The 20,236-nt window shown below is 65.0% G+C and carries 15 protein-coding genes and 1 pseudogene; 4 read left to right on the top strand and 12 right to left on the bottom strand.

The features are described 5' to 3' along the window. The 4 genes and pseudogenes from A8G15_RS30545 to A8G15_RS08910 all read right to left on the bottom strand — a co-directional run. Window positions 1-404, bottom strand: a pseudogene (locus tag A8G15_RS30545) (IS3 family transposase); the annotation flags it as partial. Continuing rightward, entirely contained in the window at window positions 401-709 is a 309-nt protein-coding gene (locus A8G15_RS31430; RefSeq protein WP_068158128.1) for an IS3 family transposase, read from the bottom strand. The pseudogene A8G15_RS30545 and the gene A8G15_RS31430, both read right to left, overlap by 4 nt. A 247-nt stretch (window positions 710-956) precedes the next feature. After that, window positions 957-2,129 carry a helix-turn-helix domain-containing protein gene (locus tag A8G15_RS08915; RefSeq protein ID WP_245687763.1) on the bottom strand — a complete coding sequence of 391 codons (1,173 nt, stop codon included), beginning with the start codon at window positions 2,127-2,129 and terminating at the stop codon, window positions 957-959. Next, complete coding sequence (locus tag A8G15_RS08910; RefSeq protein WP_082899768.1) at window positions 2,126-2,935, bottom strand: hypothetical protein; 810 nt, start codon at window positions 2,933-2,935, stop codon at window positions 2,126-2,128. The genes A8G15_RS08915 and A8G15_RS08910 overlap by 4 nt, the downstream gene beginning before the upstream one ends. A 108-nt stretch (window positions 2,936-3,043) precedes the next feature. On the opposite strand from A8G15_RS08910, the gene A8G15_RS08905 reads away from it, so the two are divergent. Both A8G15_RS08905 and A8G15_RS08900 read left to right on the top strand, forming a co-directional pair. Next, complete coding sequence (locus A8G15_RS08905; protein WP_068158125.1) at window positions 3,044-3,952, top strand: nucleotidyltransferase domain-containing protein; 909 nt, start codon at window positions 3,044-3,046, stop codon at window positions 3,950-3,952. A gap of 6 nt (window positions 3,953-3,958) precedes the next feature. Further along, the gene (locus A8G15_RS08900; RefSeq protein ID WP_068158121.1) at window positions 3,959-4,369 is read left to right on the top strand and encodes a hypothetical protein; all 411 of its coding nucleotides are present in this window, start codon (window positions 3,959-3,961) and stop codon (window positions 4,367-4,369) included. Window positions 4,370-4,427: 58 nt separating this feature from the next. Here A8G15_RS08900 and istB read toward each other — a convergent pair whose 3' ends face one another. From istB to A8G15_RS08865, 7 genes are all read right to left on the bottom strand, one after another. Then, on the bottom strand, window positions 4,428-5,249 hold the full coding sequence (gene istB, locus A8G15_RS08895; RefSeq protein WP_068158116.1) for an IS21-like element helper ATPase IstB: 822 nt from the start codon (window positions 5,247-5,249) through the stop codon (window positions 4,428-4,430). Next, the gene (locus tag A8G15_RS08890) at window positions 5,246-6,601 is read right to left on the bottom strand and encodes a Mu transposase domain-containing protein (RefSeq protein WP_068158111.1); all 1,356 of its coding nucleotides are present in this window, start codon (window positions 6,599-6,601) and stop codon (window positions 5,246-5,248) included. The genes istB and A8G15_RS08890 overlap by 4 nt, the downstream gene beginning before the upstream one ends. Window positions 6,602-7,240: 639 nt before the next feature. Further along, a complete protein-coding gene (locus A8G15_RS08885; RefSeq protein WP_068158110.1) occupies window positions 7,241-8,413 on the bottom strand; it encodes an ISAs1 family transposase in 1,173 nt (390 codons plus the stop codon). A gap of 485 nt (window positions 8,414-8,898) precedes the next feature. Beyond that, window positions 8,899-11,724 (bottom strand): putative dsRNA-binding protein, encoded by a 2,826-nt coding sequence (locus A8G15_RS08880; RefSeq protein WP_068158103.1) that lies wholly within the window; start codon window positions 11,722-11,724, stop codon window positions 8,899-8,901. A gap of 177 nt (window positions 11,725-11,901) precedes the next feature. Then, entirely contained in the window at window positions 11,902-12,198 is a 297-nt protein-coding gene (locus A8G15_RS32350) for a hypothetical protein (protein ID WP_211270133.1), read from the bottom strand. 329 nt (window positions 12,199-12,527) lie between these two features. Continuing rightward, window positions 12,528-14,168 carry a DUF6119 family protein gene (locus A8G15_RS08870; RefSeq protein ID WP_169833877.1) on the bottom strand — a complete coding sequence of 547 codons (1,641 nt, stop codon included), beginning with the start codon at window positions 14,166-14,168 and terminating at the stop codon, window positions 12,528-12,530. A 217-nt stretch (window positions 14,169-14,385) separates the two neighbouring features. Continuing rightward, a complete protein-coding gene (locus A8G15_RS08865) occupies window positions 14,386-15,009 on the bottom strand; it encodes a DUF4352 domain-containing protein (RefSeq protein WP_068158093.1) in 624 nt (207 codons plus the stop codon). Between the two features lie 280 nt (window positions 15,010-15,289). Here A8G15_RS08865 and A8G15_RS08860 point away from each other — a divergent pair, with 280 nt between their 5' ends. Both A8G15_RS08860 and A8G15_RS08855 read left to right on the top strand, forming a co-directional pair. Then, window positions 15,290-16,447 carry a sensor histidine kinase gene (locus tag A8G15_RS08860; RefSeq protein WP_425415081.1) on the top strand — a complete coding sequence of 386 codons (1,158 nt, stop codon included), beginning with the start codon at window positions 15,290-15,292 and terminating at the stop codon, window positions 16,445-16,447. 59 nt (window positions 16,448-16,506) lie between these two features. Then, a complete protein-coding gene (locus A8G15_RS08855; protein ID WP_068158089.1) occupies window positions 16,507-17,163 on the top strand; it encodes a response regulator in 657 nt (218 codons plus the stop codon). 956 nt (window positions 17,164-18,119) lie between these two features. On the opposite strand, the gene A8G15_RS08850 is transcribed toward A8G15_RS08855, so the two are convergent. Further along, window positions 18,120-20,042, bottom strand: a complete 1,923-nt coding sequence (locus tag A8G15_RS08850; protein ID WP_068158085.1) for a vWA domain-containing protein — start codon at window positions 20,040-20,042, stop codon at window positions 18,120-18,122. Window positions 20,043-20,236 lie beyond the last annotated feature (194 nt).

The following is a 20,236-nucleotide window of genomic DNA, read 5'->3' as shown; positions in this document are numbered from 1 at the left end:
AACAGCGCCTCGTGGCGCTCAATATCGGTAAGCCACAACCGATTCGGATCTTCAGCAGTGAAAACGCGGCCGACGAGGTCGTCGTGGACCGGCGGCCCGGGTTTACCGTTCTTACCCCGCTGTCGTTTGCCGAACGCACTCCACCAACCGTTATCCGAACAGATCCGCCACGCCGTCCGATCGACCATCGATTCTCCGGCGCTGCGGGCTTCGTCGGCGAGAAACCGGTACCCGAACTCCGGGTCCTCGCGGTGCGCATCGAACAACGCGTTGGCCCGGTATGCCTCGTCGAGATCGGCATCGGTGACCGGGCGGGAGAGCCACCGGTAGTACGGCTGGCGAGCGATGTTCAATACCCGGCACGTCACCGCGACGGGGATCCCGTCCGCGGCCAGCTCGCTCACGAGCGGGTAGAGCCTTTTCCCGGCAGGTTCGCCTGCGACAGGTACGCCGCGGCCCGGCGCAGCACTTCGTTCTCCTGCTCGAGCAGCCGGATGCGTTTGCGCGCTTCGCGCAGGTCGGCGTTCTCACTGGCGGTGGCCCCTGGCTTGATGCCGTCCTCGACATCGGCCTGCTTGAGCCAGTTGGTCAGGCAGGATTCGCTGATGCCGAAGTCGGCGGCGATCTGCCGCAGGTGTTGGCCGGGTTCGCGGTTTCGGGCCACGCGGACGACGTCGTCGCGGAACTCTTTGGGGTAGGGCTTGGGCACGGTGTACATCCTTCCAGCAGCGCCTCATGGCACCACAGTTCAGATGTCACCTATCCGTGCAGCAGTCCCGATCTCGATGCTGGGATTCGTCGTCTCCGGACCGGTGACGACTACCTGATGCGTTCGCAGGACAAATGATTCGAGGCAAGCGCGGGAGCGCTGCTCGAGGTCGGCGGTGCTCGATGCGGTCCTACGTCTTCTTGGCCCGAGTTGGTGTCTTTGCGGGTGCATGGTGAGCCCGAGGAGGTTAGACGAGCTTCAGTTCCGGTCGGGTGTCTCCCTGGCCGAGGAGAAGAAGTCGCAAACGAGGGAGAGTTATTCGCAGTTCGGCGGCGAGCTCTTTGAGTGTGAATCCGTGGGATTCGGCCACCTCGAACGCCGATCTAAGCAGTGCCGGTATTTCCCCTGGATAACTGTCGACCGGCTCATGGGCGAACAGGCCCGATGAACGGAGTGCGGCCAGCCGTTGGTGTGCGCGTCGATAGGTCGCTTCGGAAACTGCCCCGACCTCCTTGCACCGGCGCAGAAGAGAATCGACCGATACACCCCACTGCACACTCAACTCGCCAAGTTTGGCGAAATCGAGCCGGGACGGTAGCAGCGGCGTGATCTGCGCCTGGGGTGTCAAGAACTCGGCGGCGAACATGTCCGCTTCACGCTCCTGCTGGGTGTCTCCCGGCAGACAGTCGCTATGCATCAACAAGTGTCCGAGTTCGTGCGCTGCGCTGAACCGGTGCCGATACACATCATCTGCGCGGTCGGGGGTGAGCACGACGATGGGTCGCGGCAGCTTGGAGGTGGAGAAGGCGTCGACGCTTGCGGTTGCTGTGCCGGCGAATGGCACCAAGGTGACGATGATGCCGTGCTGTTCCATCGTGCGGACCATACGGGAGATTCGGCGCGTGCCCAGACCCCAGTGCTGGCGCAGTGCTCGTGCCGCGGCCGCCGGATCGGTGGGGAAATCGGTCTGCTCGACTTCTCCGGCGGAGAATCCGGGAAGGTCGACGACTGGGAGCCGCACCCGTTTTTCCAGGGCATAGGTCAGTTCCCAGACCTGTTCGGTGAAGGAGATCGCTTTGTCTCGTTGACTGACCGGGGTCCGGCGCAGGCTGCGGAAATGGGCGTCGGCAGCATCGAGGCGCGCATACGGCCGGCCGGCGGCGAGAAAGGCGACCGGGACGTCGAGGACCCGGGCCAACGCGTCGATGTTGTCCGGGCGGGGGCTCGCGGTGCCGGCCTCCCACTGGCCGACCGCGACCGCCGAGACTCCGATCCGATCCGCGACGGCCTTCTTGGTCATCCCGGCCAGGCGGCGGGCCTGAGTCAGACGTGCTGCATCGAACGCGCCGCGACCGAGCTCGGTCGCGGCCAGATCACCATCCGGCAGAAGATGCAGCTGCCCTGCATCGCGTGTACTCAACGCTCCTCGCTACCGGAGATCCGCTCGTCGGTGTGCTGCTGTTCCGGGACAACCGCTTCGGTGGGCGTGCGCACGGACAAATCGAATCCTGTGTCGCCCTCGACGTCCGAATCGAATCTGTCCGCCTTCGCGCCGCTGTGGCCGACCGGGTGCAGTGCCGGGGTGACGATGGCGGCATCGGCCAGCGATTCCCATCGCGGCCAGGCCAGCTGCCCGGTCTTCGCGTTCACCAATTCCGCATCGCCCCAGCCAAAGTCGAACAGCCCGTCAGGGGACGCCGACACCCACAGCGTCACGGTGCGGCCGTCGGCCCGGGCCATCTGCGCACGGAACTGTTCTTCGTCGGTGAAGAGCTGGTCGATCTCCTCATCGCTCATCAGCGCGTGGTCCAGCGTCATCTGAGACTCCACAGTGGTAGGAGTCAGGGTCATCAGGTGCTGTTGCAAGTGCGACACTCTCGGCAGCCTGACCTCGGGCAACGGAACTCGTCCCTCGCCGGGGACGCGCCACCAGTACAGCACCACTCCGGTTTCCTCGATGACGGGGAACTCGTAGCGCGCGCGATGCCCGGCCGGTTTGCGGGCCGCGATTCCCGGGGCATCCCGCAGTTTCCGGAGCAGGCGCCGATTCAGGTGCCCCCGCAGCGCCGTGCCGTACGGGTCGCGTTCCGGAAGTCCGTGTTCGGCGTGTACCCGCAAGGCAGCATCCTGCGCCTCGTGGACGGTCTCGATCACCGCGTTGTGCACGAGCGCGGCGACCTGCCCGAATCGCTCCACCGCATATGCAGAAAGCTCAGCTTCTCCCAAGATCCGCCCCTTACAGGCTCAGTTGATCGACCTCATCGACCGTGTACGCTTTACTTTACCACCCATTTCTATCACCACTTGTCTTGGCGGAGGAGAGTCTCAGTGGGCATGTCAGCGTCGGAGCGCGCGGAGCTTCTCGGTAGATGGATCCAGCCGTCTAGTGAGAACGAGCAAGCGCAGCAGGAGCGAGCGGAAAGCATGGTCCGCAAGGCGATCACGACCTGTGAGGCCTTCGACGGCGCCAACGTCGTCATTTACACGAAGGGCAGCTATCCGAACAACACGAACGTCCGCCGAGATTCTGACGTCGACGTAGTCATCGAGCTCCAAGATTGCCTCTACTACGACTACAAGCCCGGCGTGATCGGCGTCGAACCTCCGCCTCCGCCCTACCAAGGCTCGTGGACCCCCGGAAGCTGGCGGCAAGCCGTGATCGACGCGCTCGTCACGGCGTTCGGACCGGGCTCGATCGACACCAGCGGCCGAGTCGCCATCAATATCAGCGCCGTGGAAGGAAGCCGTCCGAGCGCCGATGTTGTGCCGAGCTTCAACTATCGCCGCTACGACGACTCCCACCGAACCCTCTGGCACGAGGGAAGCTGTGTCTTCCCCACGGATGGCGGTAGCAAGATCGTGAATTGGCCGCAGCAACAGTTGGACAACGGCCGCAGTCTCAACACCGCAACCAACCACCGGTACAAGAAGTACGTTCGCGCTCTCAAGAACGCCGAGAATTTTCTCGCAGCGGAGGGCACCATCGACGAATTGCCCTCGTACTTCATGGAGTGCCTCGTCTACAACGTCCCCGCCGCGATCCTCACCACCGGTGACCTCGATGCGGGGTTCCGCGCCACCTTGGCCAAATTGTGGGGACTCCTCGAATCGGAGGAGAACGAACGCCAAATGGTCGAGCCCAACCGGATGAAGTGGCTCTTCACGAGCGACAAAAAGTGGTCGATTCAGGACGGCAAAGACCTGGTCCTGGCGACGTGGAGCCATCTCGGATACGGAGGTTGAGCCCCCTTGCGCCCGACCACCCTGGTCCGCCTCGTCGTTTTAGCCGTTGGCCTTGCCTACACCGCCGTTCTCGCGTTGTCCGGGGTCAACCTCGACAACACGGCCAAGCTCATTGTCGGGTGGTTCCCTGCGGTGGCTTCGGTGGCACTGCTCGTATGGGACCTGTGGGGGTGGCGTCTTCCGCTGTTGAACCGACTGACCCGCAGGCCTCGAATCGATGGTCTGTGGGAAGTGACCTTGACTCCGACGGAAGAGAGTCACATCCCGGAAGGCGGTAACCGAGGTCCGATTCCTGCGTACATCGTGATCAACCAATCGTATTGGTCCCTTCACGTTCGCCAGATGACCGTTGAGAGTGGCAGCGACAGCAAGTCGTTCTTCTGGGATCGAGTGCCTGGAGATGATGTGGAACGGTGATGAGGCTCAGCGAAGGTGCTCGCTTGTGCTCGTCGAAAGTGCCCACTCGTGGGCGGGTTCACTGTAGCGGTTGCCGGGTGCCGGTGGTGGCTTGACGGAGCTTTTCCGACCGGGCGTGGTGATCACGCAGCCGGTAGGAATCCCCGTCGAGGTTGAGTACCACCGATCGGTGCAGAAGCCGGTCGAGCATCGCGGCGGCGACGGTCGTATCGCCGAGGACCTCACCCCACTCTCCGACACCCCGGTTGGTGGTGATGATGATCGAGGTCTTCAGATAGCGTTGCGCGACAACCTGAAACAGTGCGGAGGCGGCCTCGCCGGGCAGGGGTAGGTAGCCGAGTTCGTCGATCACCAGCAGCGTCGGGCCGGCGTAGAACCGCATCGTCGTCGCCCACCGGCCTTCGATCGCAGCGCGATGGCAGCGGGCGGCCAGATCGGCGGCGGTGGTGAAGTAGGTGCGATAACCGGCATGCGCGGCCGCCCGCGCCAAGCCCACCGACAGGTGGGTCTTTCCGACCCCCGGCGGCCCGATGAGCAGGACGTTCGTCGCGGTTTCGAGGAACCGGCAGGTGCCCAACTCGGCGATCAATGCCCGATCGAGGCCGGGGGCGGCGTCGAAGTCGAAGTCCTCGAGACAGGCCGGGGTGGGCAGGCACGCGAACCGCAACCGCCCGGCGAGGCGGCGGGCTTCGGTGGCGTCGACCTCGATCGACAGCAGCTGTTCGAGCGCTGCGGTCATCGACAGACCGTCCTTCTGGGCTCGGTCGAGCACCGACGGCAGCGCTTCGGCAGCGTCGTGCAACTTGAGCGTCGCCAAGTGTCCTCGCAGACGCTGATAAAGACTTGCCGAGGTCGCGGTGGTGTCGGGGGTGGTGGTCATACGAGGGTGTTCCTTCCGCGGGCTGCGCGCTCGTAGGCGGCCAGGTCGACCACCGTCGATCGCGGTGTCGTCGACGGTGGGTGGCGGTCCGTGGTGTTGGTGCGCAATGCTGCTGCCGCAGTGAGCGCCTCGGGTCCGGGTGGGATGCGTTCTTTGCGGCGGTGCGGTCGGCCTCCGGCCGCGGCACCGGCCATCGCGGCCTGTTCAAGGGCGTGAACGTGGCCGTGATCGCGCACCACGGCGCCGGCCCCGTCCGGCGCCAACCGGTGGCGGGCGACGGTGATCTGCGAGGCGGTGACGATGTCGATCACCTCGTCGCCGAGCTGCCGGGTGACGGTGACCTGCGCTGCGGCCAGTTCCGGGGGCACCGAGTAGCGGTTGCCGCGGTAGGCCACCAACGCCTGCCTCGAGACGGTGCGCGGTTCGCTGAGCACCACCGGATACGGACTGCTCGGCATCGACGTCAACGGTTCCCGGTCGGCGACGGTGCGCACCGGGGCCTTGCCGTCGGCGGTGGCCCGCATCCGGGCATCGGCGCGTCGACTACAGAATTTGTCCACGCTCGCCTGGGCCTGCTCGACGGTGAGCTCGTCCGCCACGGTGCGCCACCATCGCTGGGCCGCAGTGTGATTGGACTTCTCGACGACACCCTTGCGATTGCCGGACCGCGGTGGGCAGATCGCCACCAACACGCCGTAATACTTGGCGACCCCGGCGAAGGAGGCAGTGACTTTTCCGCTGTCGGGGTAACAGACCGTCGACATTCGATCGAATCGCCAGGTGTGGGTCAGGCCGCCGAGTTTTCGGCAGATCCGGTCGAGGCCGTCGATCAGATGCGGCTGGGTCATGGCCGGGGCGAGCACCCCGCGCCACCGACCCGAATGCGCGAGCGATCCGACCAGCAGATATGCGGTCTTGCCCCAGCCCCACGAGGCGGGTGGGTTCGGCAGCTCGACCCAGTCCCACTGGGTTTCCGCCCCCGCCGGATGGTCGATGACCGCGTTGGGGCGGTCGGTCGCGCACGCGCAGGCTTGGCAGACGGGCCGGAGCTTGCGTTGCCGGATCTGGCGGGTCAGCGTCTGATACGAGGCGGTGTAGCCGAGGTCTTCGAGTTCGTCGCACAAGGTCCGTGCCCACAGATGCGGATCCTCGGTCAGACGAGCGGTGACGTAGTCGACGAACGGTTCGAACGGATCCTCACCAGCGGGTTTACGGATGCCGGGGGTGGTGGTGCCGTTCAGATAGTTGCGGATCGTGCGCCGGTTTCGGCCGGTGTGCCGGGCGATCGCCGAGATCGTCCAGCCTCGTTTGTGCAGTGCGTGGATCTCCACGTCTTCCTCCCATGTCAACATGAGAAAGCGGTCTCCTTCGGGGTGCTGGTGCGTGGTCAGAGACCACCAGCATCGAAGGAGACCCGCCCTCATCGGCGGAGCCACACGGGTGAGCACTTTCGGTGAGCAGGTCTGAGCAGGATCAAAGAGCGCCATCAACGGCTCAGTTTCCTCTACCAGAACGATCCTCGTCCCGAGCATCGGGCGCGTAGCCCCCGCCACCTGGGAACGTGCTCGTTCGACACCGCCCGACTGGTCCCTCAGTCGGTCCGCGGTGTCTATTTCACCGATCGGTACACCCAAGGCGAGATGGACCTCCGCCTGGTGGACCGTTCCAAGGGATACACATCGTATCAGGAGGCCGCGGCTCATGTGGCCGACTTACGCTCCGACGACCACTCCTGACATCCCAGTTGGTCGCATGGGTCGCTCCTCGGACCGCATGGCCCTTGCTCGCCACCTGACATAAGAGCGCCTATCGGCGAGCTCCGAGTGGGCCGGATGGTTGGCGAACCCAGTCTGTGCCCGTTTCCGGGACGCAAACCGGTCGACGACCGCATCGCACACGGTGGCATCCTGTTCGTCCTGTGCCCACTCACTGCCCACACAACAAAGCCAGGGTTCCGTAGTTGTTGAATCCCAGATCTGTGACCAGCGTTTTCATGCTCTCAGGACCAGGTCGACGGCATGATGAGGGTTCGCCGCCAGACGTCGGCATGCCTGGGCGATGTTCGACTGCCCGGCCCGACGATGCAGTCCGATGACCACGTTCCTCGACGTCGCCATCACCTGCGGACCATGTCCGGCGCGAACAGTGGACCTGTCTTCATCGAACGTCACATCCCGCACGTAGTGGACCTTGTTCTCGATTGCCCAATGACCCCGGATCCACGACGCCAGCAACCTCGGCGGCGCCTGCTCACACGGCAGCGAACAGATCGCGTAGACAACTTCGATGCTCCACTCCTCGGTGCCGATCACGCGGCGCAACCGGGTGACCTCAATAGCCTGCTGCGCGTAGGGAAAACGCAGACCACGGGCCACCGTGACAATCTTGTAGCTGCGCTGCTCCTCACGGCCGTGCCCCCGTTCGAGCGGATCGGACCACACCACCGGCACCTGCTCCCAGGGCTGACTCTGGACCCGGGCGAGCAGCCCCGGCTGGTTCGCCTTGACGACCATGACGTACTCGGCCCGACACTGCTCGCGCAGACATCGTGCGGTCGTCTTCTGCGTATGCATAGCGTCGACGGTGACCACCGCCCCCGCGAGATCGAGTCCGCGCACCAGCCTTCTGACCGCGGGAATCTCGTTGGACTTGTCAGCGGTGCGGCACTGCCCGAGCACCACACCCTCGGCGTGGGTGACCGCCGACACCAGATGCGGAGCCACTGTTGTCCCGATGCGGGCGCCGCGGATCGTCTTACCGTCCACGGCCACCGCCACGCGTCCAGTGGCGTCGGTGCAGGCGGCCAAATGCGCGCTGAGCACCCGGTCGAGGGTGTCACCGTCGATCCGTCCGAGTACCTGCCGGATCGTGGCCTCACTCGGAATCCGGAATCGGATACCGCACCGGGCCAACACTTCCTGAGGGACACCGGTAACCCAGTCTGCGATGGCGTAGAAGGATCGGGCGCCGGTGGCGACAGCGCACAATGCCACGGCAATCAACGATGGCAGTCGGTAGCGGCGACCGCGCCGATCCCGGGGATCGGGCAGCGCTTCGAGTGCTGTGAGCAGCGCCGGTAGGTGCGCATCGTCGGCGACGGTCGTGGTCCACCGGGCCAGTTGGTCAAGGCAGGGGTCGATCGGGGACACTGTCCCGGCGGGCATGGGTGACTCCTCGTGGACGATCTGGGTGCGTGAGATACATCCATGATCAATCCCTGTCTCCATGCCCGCTCAACCGGCCTTGGTGGCGCATCGAGTAACTCAAAATCCCAGGTCATAGGACCGCTGATCAACAACTACGGCACCCTGCGTAGCTCATGGCGATAGCACACGGCCAGGTAAGAATGTCCTTGATCATGATCGATCCCGAAGGCAGCCAGACGCCGGACACGGTCGGCCGCGGGTAGCGGTAGGTCCCAGTCCGGGTCGTAGTCATCGAGGACACGTTGCGCCACGTCAAGCGCTGTCAGCCGAGTCGTCATATCGGGCATCAGTACCCAATGCAGCTATTGGGGCTCGCGCTCCGGTGTGCCCCACCTCACCTGCGTGACCTCGACCGCACCTATATCTTGTAGAAGTTCGTCGATGATGCGTTTAGTGCGTGCAATGCATGCGATGTGTGCATGCATCGCACTGCATGCATATCTTCAAGGTGTCAGCTCGATGTCCGGACTGTTCGTGACATCGTCGTGGTCACCGTCAGTGCGGAGACACAGCATCAGGGCGTGTTCGGCGCGGACCAGTTCCTCGAGCTGCTCGGATGACGGTTCGTCGTCAGGTCCGGGAAGATATTCGACGAGCAGTAGGACGTCGGTGAGGGCATCGCGCACCCGATCGAGCCACGGGTCGTTCCACACTTGCTGCACCGCATGGACGCCGGCACGTGAGATCGGATCGGTGACAGTCGGTGCGGTCGGGATCGTGACGGAGACGACCTCGTCTTCTCGGGCCCATATCGCCCCGCCGATGATGCTGTCGACAATCTCGACGACCGGTTCGAACGCGTCCGACCATCGGGCGCCGGGTAGGTTCAGGGTTACGGACTGCCCGAGGTCGTCCCTGCTGCGTTCGGCGTGGAGCGGGACCCCGGCGGCGTCCGCGACGGTCTGTGCCTGTCGCTGCACGTAGTCGAGGGTGGCCACCGTCGGGTCGGTGCGACGCAGCATGGTCAGCAGGTCTTCGAGCAGCGCCAGTCGCCCGGCGCCCGGTCCGGCGCGCCAGGTGCGTACGTACTTGTCGAGCCTCGGCGGCAGTGCCTCCGCGCCGTGGAAGGGTGTGTTCTGGACACTCCACTGCCGCACCGCAGCCCGGCGATGGTGGGTCAACACCGCGTCGTAGAACGCTTCGAGGCGAGCCGCGATCGCTGTCCCCGAGCCGGGGACCAACTGTGCTCGCGCACGAACCCAACGGAGATACCCGTCGTAATCGGCGGCAGCAAGCAGATCGACACCGAGGGTGCCCGCCACAATGTCAGTACCGGTGTGGACGCGCCGTTCGGGGTCGACAGTGCGCAGCTCGGCGAGAAACAAAGCGCGCAACAGGGCCAGGCGATCCCCGGTCGGCGGCTCATCGACCTCGTCGTGGCCGAACACCCAGTTCAGGGCTGTCGCGGCGGCGGCCTGTTTTGCCGGGGTCTTCCCGGCCCGCCACGGGCCGCGGCAGCGCGGCCTGCCGTCCACCTCGAATGTGATCGTCGCGCACATCTGCAATTGATGGTCGGGTCCACGGCGTTCGTAGTCGACGTTGTAGTCGACTTTGAGCCGAGCACAGTACTCCTGCAACTGTGTCGACGAATCGACAGGCGGCTCGAAGGCTCGGAGCCAGTTCGCCACCGTCAATGGTTGACGCTCCATGAGCAGGTCGCCGTTCGCGCGCCACGCGGCACCGGCAATGGCTTGCGTGGCATCCTCTTTGACTTCGGGACTCAGCTGCGGCATTCCCTTCGAACGGAGCACCCCGGCTTCGACCGGCATCGCCTCGAACAGAGCCAGCACAACCTCGCGCGACACCGCCGCGTGGGTGGCCACGGTCGTCGCGAGCCGGGACGAGGCGCTCAGGGTCTGTAGCGCATAGTGATGGCGAACCAGGGTGGTGAGCACTTCGGAGCCTTCGGTGGCCAGCGCCCCGTAGTCCCGCTGGTTCGCTTCGGCCACCACCGCCTGGTTCTCGTAGGTCCAGGACCGATGGGTCAGCGCCTGGCTCATCCACGCGGGGTCGGCGACCTCGAAAGCCTGTTGCGCCCACCGGACTGCACGCACATGCTGGGGGAAGTGACCTCGATACGGCCGCGGCGCCGGGGGCATCTGCGGACGACCGGGTGTTTCGGCTGGCGCCGCGTGAGGCAGGTACTGCAGAACATACGAGCGGGCCGCGGCCTTGCGGGCCGCCTTGACCGACCTACCGGTCGCCGACGCCGAGAGCCCGTCGGCGGTCACCGTCACGGTGAAGATCTTGTCGTGATCCGGTCCCGAGGAGGAGCGCACGATCTCCGGTTCCCGCTTCAGCGCCGAACTCAGCACCGTTGCCCAATCCGGCTCCGGCGCCGGAGCAGTGAATGACACCCGCTCGAGGAGCGCATCTGCCGGTGCCTGGGACGCGGTGACCAACGACAGCGCCCCGAGGATCTGCATCGCGACCGACTCGGGAGCAGAACTTCTGCTGCAGGCCGCGATCAGGGCCGCTTCACCCGTGCCGTAGAAGGCCGCGTCGATGTCACCAACCCAGGCACCGAGAAGGGTCCGGGCATGACGGTCGGAGGCCAAGGCGCCGCTGACTTCCGCATTCGTGGTCAAGTCACCGCGCTGGGCACGAACTCGGTCGAGCATCGCCAGGCGCATCCAACCCCGACCGAGCGTGCCGAGCAGATCCAGCACCGGCGCGCTGACTGGGCTGTCGGGCACCGATTCGTAGAGGTAGCTGCTGTGCAGGCACGCCCACCGCACCCACAGCAGCGCGTTCTCGTCCAAGACCAGGTCCATCTTCTGCAGCTCGTCCAGCAGCCGAGGTGGTGTCGGCGGCACCCACGGGGAGAAGGGAGCCTGCGGGTAGGACTGCGCCCACCCTGTCGCGGTGATGGGCTCTGTCGGCACCGACGGTGCCGCGGCCCGGCGCCCGGCTGGAACCGGTGTCTTCGCCGCCGGCGGCGTCGATTGGGGCGGTGCATGCACCTCGAGCAATGCGCTTTTCAGCCAGGGTCGCAGTGCTGGGGTGCGTCCGGCGCGGAACTTGCGTTCCAGGTCGAGGCATTCCTTCGAACGCGCATCCTGGCCGGAGACCGTCATCCGAACCCGTAGGCGTGCCAGAGACTGCAGGATCGTATCGACGGGAACGGCGAGGGTTTTGTCGAGCCGCACGGTGCGCGACAACAGTTTCGTGCGAAGGCGCAGCGCCATCTTGTGCAACGGCTCCGGTGGCGGTGGGGTACCCAGCGCCACCACTCCGACCCAGCGATTGCCGAAACTGTACGCAGTCATAATGCGATTCACGTTAACTGGCGGCTCCGACAAACGCGACAAAAACTCCAGCGGGCCCACAGCGCGCTTGCCCGGGCTGAGGATCGTAACTGAGCGCGTGATACCCGGCAGCGACGTCCTGCATCTCGACCGTCCGATCGGACGCGGAGCATCCGGGTAGCTGACTACGCGTCGCTCTCAGCCCTCGTCGTATTTTTCCCAGAAGCGCGCCCGCAACCGGTACCGGCTGTTCTCGTCCAGGTCGTAGTGCTGCATCGCGACGGATGCGTCGAGCAGCAGGGCCCGATCGATCTCCCGTGGGATCGAGGGTCTGGCCCGGGCGAGTTCGAGCTTGTCGTCTGCGGTGGCGCTTTCCCGGAACGATGTCAGTACCCGCGTCACCACCTCGTCGATCGCGGGGTCGTCCTCGGCTTCGTCGTGGTCGTAACCCCGGCAGCACCTGAGCCGGGGAGCCTGTGGTGCTGCTGTAGGCAAGCACACTGCTCGGGCGCGGGGCCGACGAGGCACGTGCCCGCGCTGCCACGTCCAGAGGTGTTCGGCCGGCCGGCCGGGTCGCCGGGACCCCGAGGGGCGCCGGGGAGGTAGGAATCGGAGCCGGCACCGGTTGACGGTCGATTTTGAGCACCGCGGCATCGACGACGCCGCCGTCGATGATGTCGAGCTCGTCGGCAGCGCGGATCAGGTGGCGGCTGACTCATATGCGTGACCGACAAGCACGTTCGTTGAGATCGGTGGAACACCGTGCCCGCAGCACTGGCCCTGTCCTCATGGTCAGCTATCGCCACGTCCGTCGAGACCTGGGCTCACGAAGCGCGAGCTGGACCATTGTCGATGGGAACCACGTAGACGGCGATTCCGCGGGCTTCGAGGTCATTGACGATGCGCACCAGGGTTACCTGACTGAAGCTGTAGAGCGTGCCGGCGGTCATCGGTGCGCCGCTACGCCGGGCGATACCGAATACGACTGCTCGAGGTTTCGCTGTCACCAAGGCCGGGTCGCCCCCGACGGACTCGACGAGCCGGGCGAGTTCCTGGCGTGCTTGGTTGTCGGACATGAGCGAGTGCGCGGAGTTGTGACCCTGTGCGAACAAGTGACTGGCGGGGGCAGACGAATCGATGTTCTTGATATGGACCAACGACCCATCGGGGGTCAGGATGTCGCAGGTCTCGAAACCGCGGGGGTTCTGGGACGTTCGGATCAGTTTGCGGTCGAGGAGCACACCACCGCAGCTGTCGGCGGCGAGCTGGTTGTAGTGCTTTTCCTCGACCTTGTCGCCGGGGCTGTTCGCCGGCCAGGGTGGAAGTCGCTCCGGCCATTGCCGATCGAAGATCTGCTGGACGCGGGCGGCGAGCTCGACGGCGTAGGCATCGTCCATCAGATACCACGCTCCGTCGTGCAGGAAGTACCGGCGGCCATCGACAGTTTTTTCGAAGGCGATCCATTTACGCAGGGGGATGTCGGGACTGAGGGGTTCTTGTCCGTCGGGATCGCGGAAGAGCTGGATCTTCACACGGTCGAGCGACTCTCGAACGCGATCCCGATCGATCGACTCGGCGATGTCGTGCAGGGCCGGTACCCCGGAACGGGTCGTGCGCGGGCCCCGTCCTTTGATCACGAACGATTCGGGAGTTCCGTTCTCGTTGATGCTCTCGTGCGGCCAGGCACAGGCCAGTCCGTCTGCGTGGCGGCTACCGAGAACGTCGACGAGACGGTCCTCGAGTTCGGCGGCGAGGCGGCTGCCTTTTTTCACCGCGATCAGTTGCTCGAGAACTTCGAGGTCCTTCTGGGCGGGTGCGGACAGTGCCGTATCGATGATGTCCAGGTCGGCGAGCAGCTCCTTCGGTGTTCGTGCGAGTGGGAGGTTGACCGAATCCGAGCCGCGCATCTTGAACGTTGTGCCAACACTGAGCCCGCCGAGTTCGGCAGTGCCGGCGACCCGAGTGACCAGTTCACCGAAGCCGCCGATACCGAAGCCTCGCAGGGGTGCACCGGCCGGAATGGAGGATCGGTCGACTTTGGCACGGTCATCGAGCGTCTTGCGGGTCAGCGCGTTCAGTTTGTCCGGGGCAGCAATCCTGATGGCAAGACGCTGCCCGAAGCCGGCGTCGACATGGTCCTGTTCGAGCAGGAGAAAGCCCATGCCGTAGGTGATCGCCCACGCCACACCGTCGGAGGCCTCGATCACCAGCACGGCTGCAGCGGTCGCATTTCTGGCCTCGATCGGCTCTTCGATCAGGGACTCGACGCGATCGGCCCATCTCGCGCGTTCGGTTTCGATGCTGCCGTTGACCAACACCGCCGTCCGCTCGGCGACCGAGCAGTCCAGGGCGACGAAACGGTCGGTGTTCTCGAGGTACTTGCGTTTGATCGCCTCCCGCAGACAGGTCAGGTCGGTGAGGCGGTACAAGGTCGCTGCAGTGGAAGGGGAACGACGTGGTGCCACAAGTACTCTGCTTCCTGGTGAAAGTGAATCATGCTGGTACACGGTGGCCGGCGAAGAACGCTCACCGCGCCGGCCGGATCACTCACCGCGCCGGTGAGACGGCCTATGTACCGCCGACCTGTTCCGTGGACCTATACCTCACTCGGGCTGCGGTGTTACCGGAACACGAGTGAGTCAGACTGGGCACAACGGCGAGTCGGCAGGTCGACCGCCGCGATCAGAGGGTGTTGATCCAGGCGAGGCGGTCGGTGGACAGGGAGAAGGTGTCTTCGAACAGCACCACGTAGGTGCCTGGGGCGGCGCCGGTGGGGTTGTCGAAGCAGACGCTGCCGGTGGCGCGGCCCCCGGGGGCGATCTTGCCGGAGTTGAGCATGGGCCGATCGGTGCCGAAGGTGGCGTCGCGGATGGCGCCGCTGGGGTCCTGCAGGCTCCAGTCGGTGTAGCCGTTGAAGTCGTTCTGGGCGGTGCCGACATTGTCGATGGTGACCGTGCTGCACAGTGAGCTGCTGAACATCGTCTCGACGCTCTCGAGCGGGGTCAGGGTGTAGGCGAGATCGTCGCGGGTGATGGTGGCCCCGGCCGGCGCGGCGGTGTCGTGGTCGAGCTTGCCGGGAAAATCCGGGCCCCGATCGGCACCGGCATCACCGCCGGCGGCGTCGTCCGGTCCGGCGGTGACGGTGGCCTCGGTGTCCCCACCGAGGTTCGAGACCAGCGCGATCGAGCAGGCGCCGAACAGCAGCACCGGCACCCCGACGAGCCACGGCCAGATCCGGCGCTTGCTGCGAGCCGGCCGGCCGTGGGGGTGCTGCTCAGGATTGGGGTACATAGCGGGATCGGTCATCACATCTCCTCGACAACGGGTGGGATAGGGAAGCGGCGCGGCGACGGTCGGTGCCGTGTGCCGCTGGTGTTCTCAGCTCACCCGATGCCACCCCGCCCGCGCCTCGTCCGTTGGGTCGGACCGGCTCGTTCTTTCGGTCGGATATGGGTGTGATGTCCGGTCCGATCGGCCGATGCCGGTGACGATCGGTCGTTGCGTAGCGTGCAGGGATGTGATGGCCTCTTCTGCCCCGCGAACGCCTCGTGCTGTCTGGATTCGTCGTGCCTGGACGACCGGGGCGGTGACGCTCAGCACGTTCTGCACCCTGGCCGCGTTCGTGCTCTCGGAGGATTCGGGTACCGCCCCGGTGTGGAACTACACGATCGGGTTGGTGCTGAACCTGGTGGCGGCCGCGGCGCTGGTGTGGCGACACGAGCATCCCTGGCCGGTGCTGGCGGTGGCGGTGGCCGGACCGTTGGTGTTTTCCACCGACGCCACGGCGGCGTTGATCGCGTTGTATGCGGTGGCGAAGATCGAGCACAGTCGCCGTCTGGTTGCCGCCGTCGGTGCGGTGTACGCGGCGTGCGTGGTCTCGCTGCTCTATGACGCCGGCCGCACCCGCGACAACTCCGTGCTGAGCATGGAACAAAAACCCGAGCCGGGCCAACCGAAACCGGTGTGGGAGATCGATTGGTGGCTCCCGTGGTTGGTGGCCGCGGTGCTCGTCGGCAGCGTCGTGGCGCTGGCGTTGGTCAAACGCACCCGCAGCCAGCTCAGCGCCGCCGAGCACAGCCGAGATGAGGCCACCGAACAGACCCGGGCGATGCGCGACGAGATGATCCGCACCGAAGAACGCACCCGCATCGCCCGCGACATGCACGACACCCTCGCCGCGAGCCTGAGCCGGATCTCGTTGTTCGCCGGCGCCCTGCAGGTCGGCGGCGCCGACAACCCGGAGAAGATCGCCAACACCGCTTCGATGATCCGCAGCACCGCCCACGAGGCGCTCGATGAACTCAAGAACATCGTCGGGGTCCTGCGCGGTACCGCCGGGGCTCGGCACTCGAACGGCCATCAGGGGATCGACGCCATCGCCGATCTGGTGCAGTCCGCCCGCGCCGCCGGACTGCACACCACCTTGTTCACCGACCTGCGCCCCGGGGAGGTGGGCACGGTCTCCGGGCACGTGAGCTTCCGGGTGGTGCAGGAAGCACTGACCAACGCTCAGAAGTACGCGGCCGATCAGACGGTGCGCATCACTGTCGCCGGGGCCGAACACGACGGCATCCGCATCGATGTCCGCAACCGGCTCAGCACGGCCGCGCCGACGGTGCCACCGGGCTCGCGTGCCGGGCTGCCCGGGCTGGCCGAGCAGGCCCAGCAGATCGGCGGCACCGTCCACGCCGGTGTCGCCGGCACCGACTTCGTCGTCTCCTGCTGGCTGCCCTGGTTCGCCTGACCCGCCGCACCTCAGTGCGGTGCGGCGGTGTCCGGGCCCACGGTTAGGCTGTCGGCGCCATGACTGCCGCCGCACCGATCACCGTTCTCGTCGTCGACGACGACCCCTTCGTCCGCCGCGGGGTGAGCGACATCTTCGCGGCCACCGAAGACATCACCGTCGTCGCCGAAGCCGACGACGGGGACCGGGTACTCGATACGGTGCACCGGGTCGCCCCGCAGGTGGTGCTCATGGACCTGAAGATGCGCCGGGTCGGCGGACTCGACGCCACCCGCCAGCTGATGACACTGCCGCATCCGCCGAAGGTGATCGCCATGACCGCGATGGACGTCGACGATCTCGTCGTCCACGCCGTCGCCGCCGGCGCACACAGCTTCCTGAGCAAGGACGAGCCCCCGCACACCTTCCACCAGTCGGTGCGCGCCGTCGCCGCAGGCAACACCTTGTTCAGCCAGGAATCGCTGCGGCGCATCGCCGCCCACCACCCCAGCCCCACCGCGCCGGCGGCGCCGACCGACCTGGCGGTGCTGTCCGAACGCGAACGCACCGTGTTGCAGGAACTCGCCACCGGCGCATCCAACGCCGATATCGCCGGCCGGTTGTTCCTGAGCGAAACCACCGTCAAAACCCACATCTCGGCGGTATTCACCAAACTCGGCACCCGCAACCGCGTCGAGGCCGCCCTCGCGGCCTTCCGCGCCGGCCTCGTCACCTGAAGGCCGTCCCTCCACAGAAAGGTCATTATCTCAAGGCACACCATCCTGCAGAGCATTCCGTTGAGCCCGCCACCGGGCGGGCGTCGTCCCGGTCCGTACCGGACCGCAACATCGCGGCACCACCACCGTCATCAGGTACCTGATCCAGTCAAGGCGACTACCGCGGGGCGGACGATGGCCTTGTCGCATGACGGCGCGGAACGAGCAACGACAATCTGCGCAGGATATGCAGAGGTTGCACGGACGCGGATACCTGCCGTGAACGCGACCGGATCATCCTGCCCGACAGGCCAGGCGAACCGGCATCCTGTCGCTGCCGGTGACATATCGAAGAACCAACATAGCGAACCTGGCAACACTCGAACTCGACTGGGCGGACAAACGGGTAGGTGATCGTCCGCCCGGTGTTCAAGCAGTCAAGACGCAACGACAGCGGGACAAGGGACTTCGTAGTGGGTAACGAGCGCGTCGGGTGACGAGGGGCAAAATCTCGCGCCGGTATCTCCGATGGCTACGGATCCTCAGCGCGACAATAAGTGCCACGCTGATCGTAGCCCCCCCTCCGACGTGGTTGCCGACGTCGCGTAATGCGATCTCATGACTCTGCACGTTGAGGTAGGTGAGCGGGCCTGGAACCTGGTACTCAAAGCCACCACTACGCTGCCGATGTCCCGCGTCGACGTCGTGCAGGTAGCGGATGCAACCGCTGACCAGACCCGCTCACCACCGGTCGTCGACCAGCTGCCATACGATCCTGCGATGGAGTCGTTCGGCCCGGAATGGGTGGTTGGCCAGCGAGGTGCTCACCTATTTCAGGTGAGCACCTCGGCGACTCGCAGAAGCGAGCCGGCGTGCATAGATGGGAGCTGCAGCGCGGGGAAGCCGTTACGGTCTATCAGACCGCCGAATATCCCAATGACCGTGGCACGGCAACATCGATGACTCTTGTCGCACCGCTACCTGCCGAAAACCCGCCCTGCTGAACCTGTCCCCGGTAATTCCGCAGAACCCCCGGTTCCTGGGAGCCCGTCCGCGCTCCCGGTCCCGGGACTCTCGACTTCCGGATCCGGGGCGATAGCCTCGACAGTAGCGACTGCGGTCGAGTGCCTCCCGGCTGCGTCGGTGATCCTGAGAGTGACGACATGGGTCCCCGGCTGATGGAATGTGTAGGACACCAGGTTTTCACAGTCCAGGACCCGACCTTCTACATCGATGCTCATCTGTAGCGGCTGGGTACCGCCGGCGCTTCCTCCACATCCGATCGCAGTCGCATACCCGACAGGAACGATGGGTTCGATATCGAGATAGGCACGGGGAGCCGACTCGATGGAGTCGATGGCTGATCCGAGTGCGTCCCCGAAATCGATTCCCGAGTCGATATCGAACGTGCTGCCTCCGGATCCGACCACGATCGGATCCAAGGAGTTCACAAGATCTGCTGTCCCGATCCCGTACAGAGTGACCGGAAGTCCGGTTCCGGCTCCGGTCGACGCATCGAGCGGAAGCGACACATCGTCGTCGGACGTCAATGTGTAGCTGGGTTGCGCGGTCGTCGGTAGCGGACCGGTCTGACCAGCATTGCGGTCGGTGTCCGGTGGCACCTGTCTTCCAAGACGCGCTGACGGAGTGGTGACGTCCAACGATGCTCTGCCGTTCAGAGCATCGACCAGATTGGCACTGGTGAATCCGGTCACCGGCTCGGGATCATGGGCAGGTGCGTCGCCGATAACGATGATCGAACGTACAGAATCTGTTGAGAAAGGCAAGGACAGGGCCTGAGCCACGCCTGAGTACACCGCTTCTGGCCAATCCCCACCACCGTCGGCAACCAACCCGTCCAAGCCTGCCCGAATTCGATCTCTGTCGTTGGTGAAGTCGACGACTGTACGGCCGACGAACGCGTCGCCATGGTCGCGGAACTCTACGAGCCCGATTCGAGAAGAAGGATTTGTGGCCAGAAGTCGCTGCGCAAGGTTGTCAGCTTGATCCCTCGCCTTGGCGATGAGTCCACTCATCGATCCTGTCGTATCAATGACGATTACGGTGTCGCTGGTCGCGTGGGAGGTTTGAGCCCTTTCCCTATATCGTGCACGTGCAATATCGACATTGGTCCGTAGTGCTTTCGCCATGAAGTCGATCTCGTCGACATCGCTTGGTCCTGCGCCACTGCTGCTGTGAAATTTCACCCCACTCTCGAAATAGTTTTTGTGTTCGTCGAAGAAAGGGTTCGATGTGGCGTAGAAGTCGCAGACCGGATCACGATCATGGCATATCGACGCACGCCTGAGGCGGGGGATCTGGTAGAAGCGGTCATGGCTCTCTTGCACGCGGCCATGCCCACGCCAGATCCCGGACCCGTTGGATCCGCTGCCGAAGACGCCGTCTGCGTCCGGCTTCTGCATCGGGTCTCCGACGGTCATGACCGCTGTCACGACTCCGCGGGATTCCATCGCCGAGGCGACCTTCCGCGCGACCGCAGCGCCCTGCGAGTATCCGAGTAGGATCATTTGCGGTGCGCATTCGGGATGGATCGTCTTGCGGAACAGGTCGTAGGTAAGGATCGCGCCGTTGACGCCGGACGCGATCGAGCGTTCGAATGTGTTCGTTGCAGCTCCGGTCGGTACGTCGATTGCCTCGTACGAGGCATCGACACCGAGGACGGGGACATCCGCCATTTCCGGTGAATCGAAGTACGTCCAACCGAGCAATCGGGACAGGGTGGCCCCTTCCCATCCGTCGGAGGACACGTCGCCGTAGTGCGTTTCTCCGATCGTTGTCTCGCCGCTGCCCCTCAATGCGACAATCACCACCTCGGGGCAGGGATCACCGGGGGAAGCCTGCGCTGTGGGTAAGACCTGGGAAGTGGCGATCGCGGCCATCGTGCTCGCAACAGCGAGACATAACGCTCGAATTGATGTTTTCATATGGTCCCTACTGCTCGGGTAATGCGCGATGATAGGTGTCCAATCCTCGGATATACCTGGATATCCGCATTACATACCTGTGGAAGATGCACGTTCGGCGAGTGCGAGCATCAACCGAGTCTCTCGTGTAGAGTAGTGCCCCATAGAGT

It is taken from the genome of Rhodococcus phenolicus, from assembly GCF_001646785.1.
GTDB classification, from domain to species: domain Bacteria; phylum Actinomycetota; class Actinomycetes; order Mycobacteriales; family Mycobacteriaceae; genus Rhodococcus; species Rhodococcus phenolicus.
This window is presented reverse-complemented; position numbering and strand designations above follow the sequence as displayed.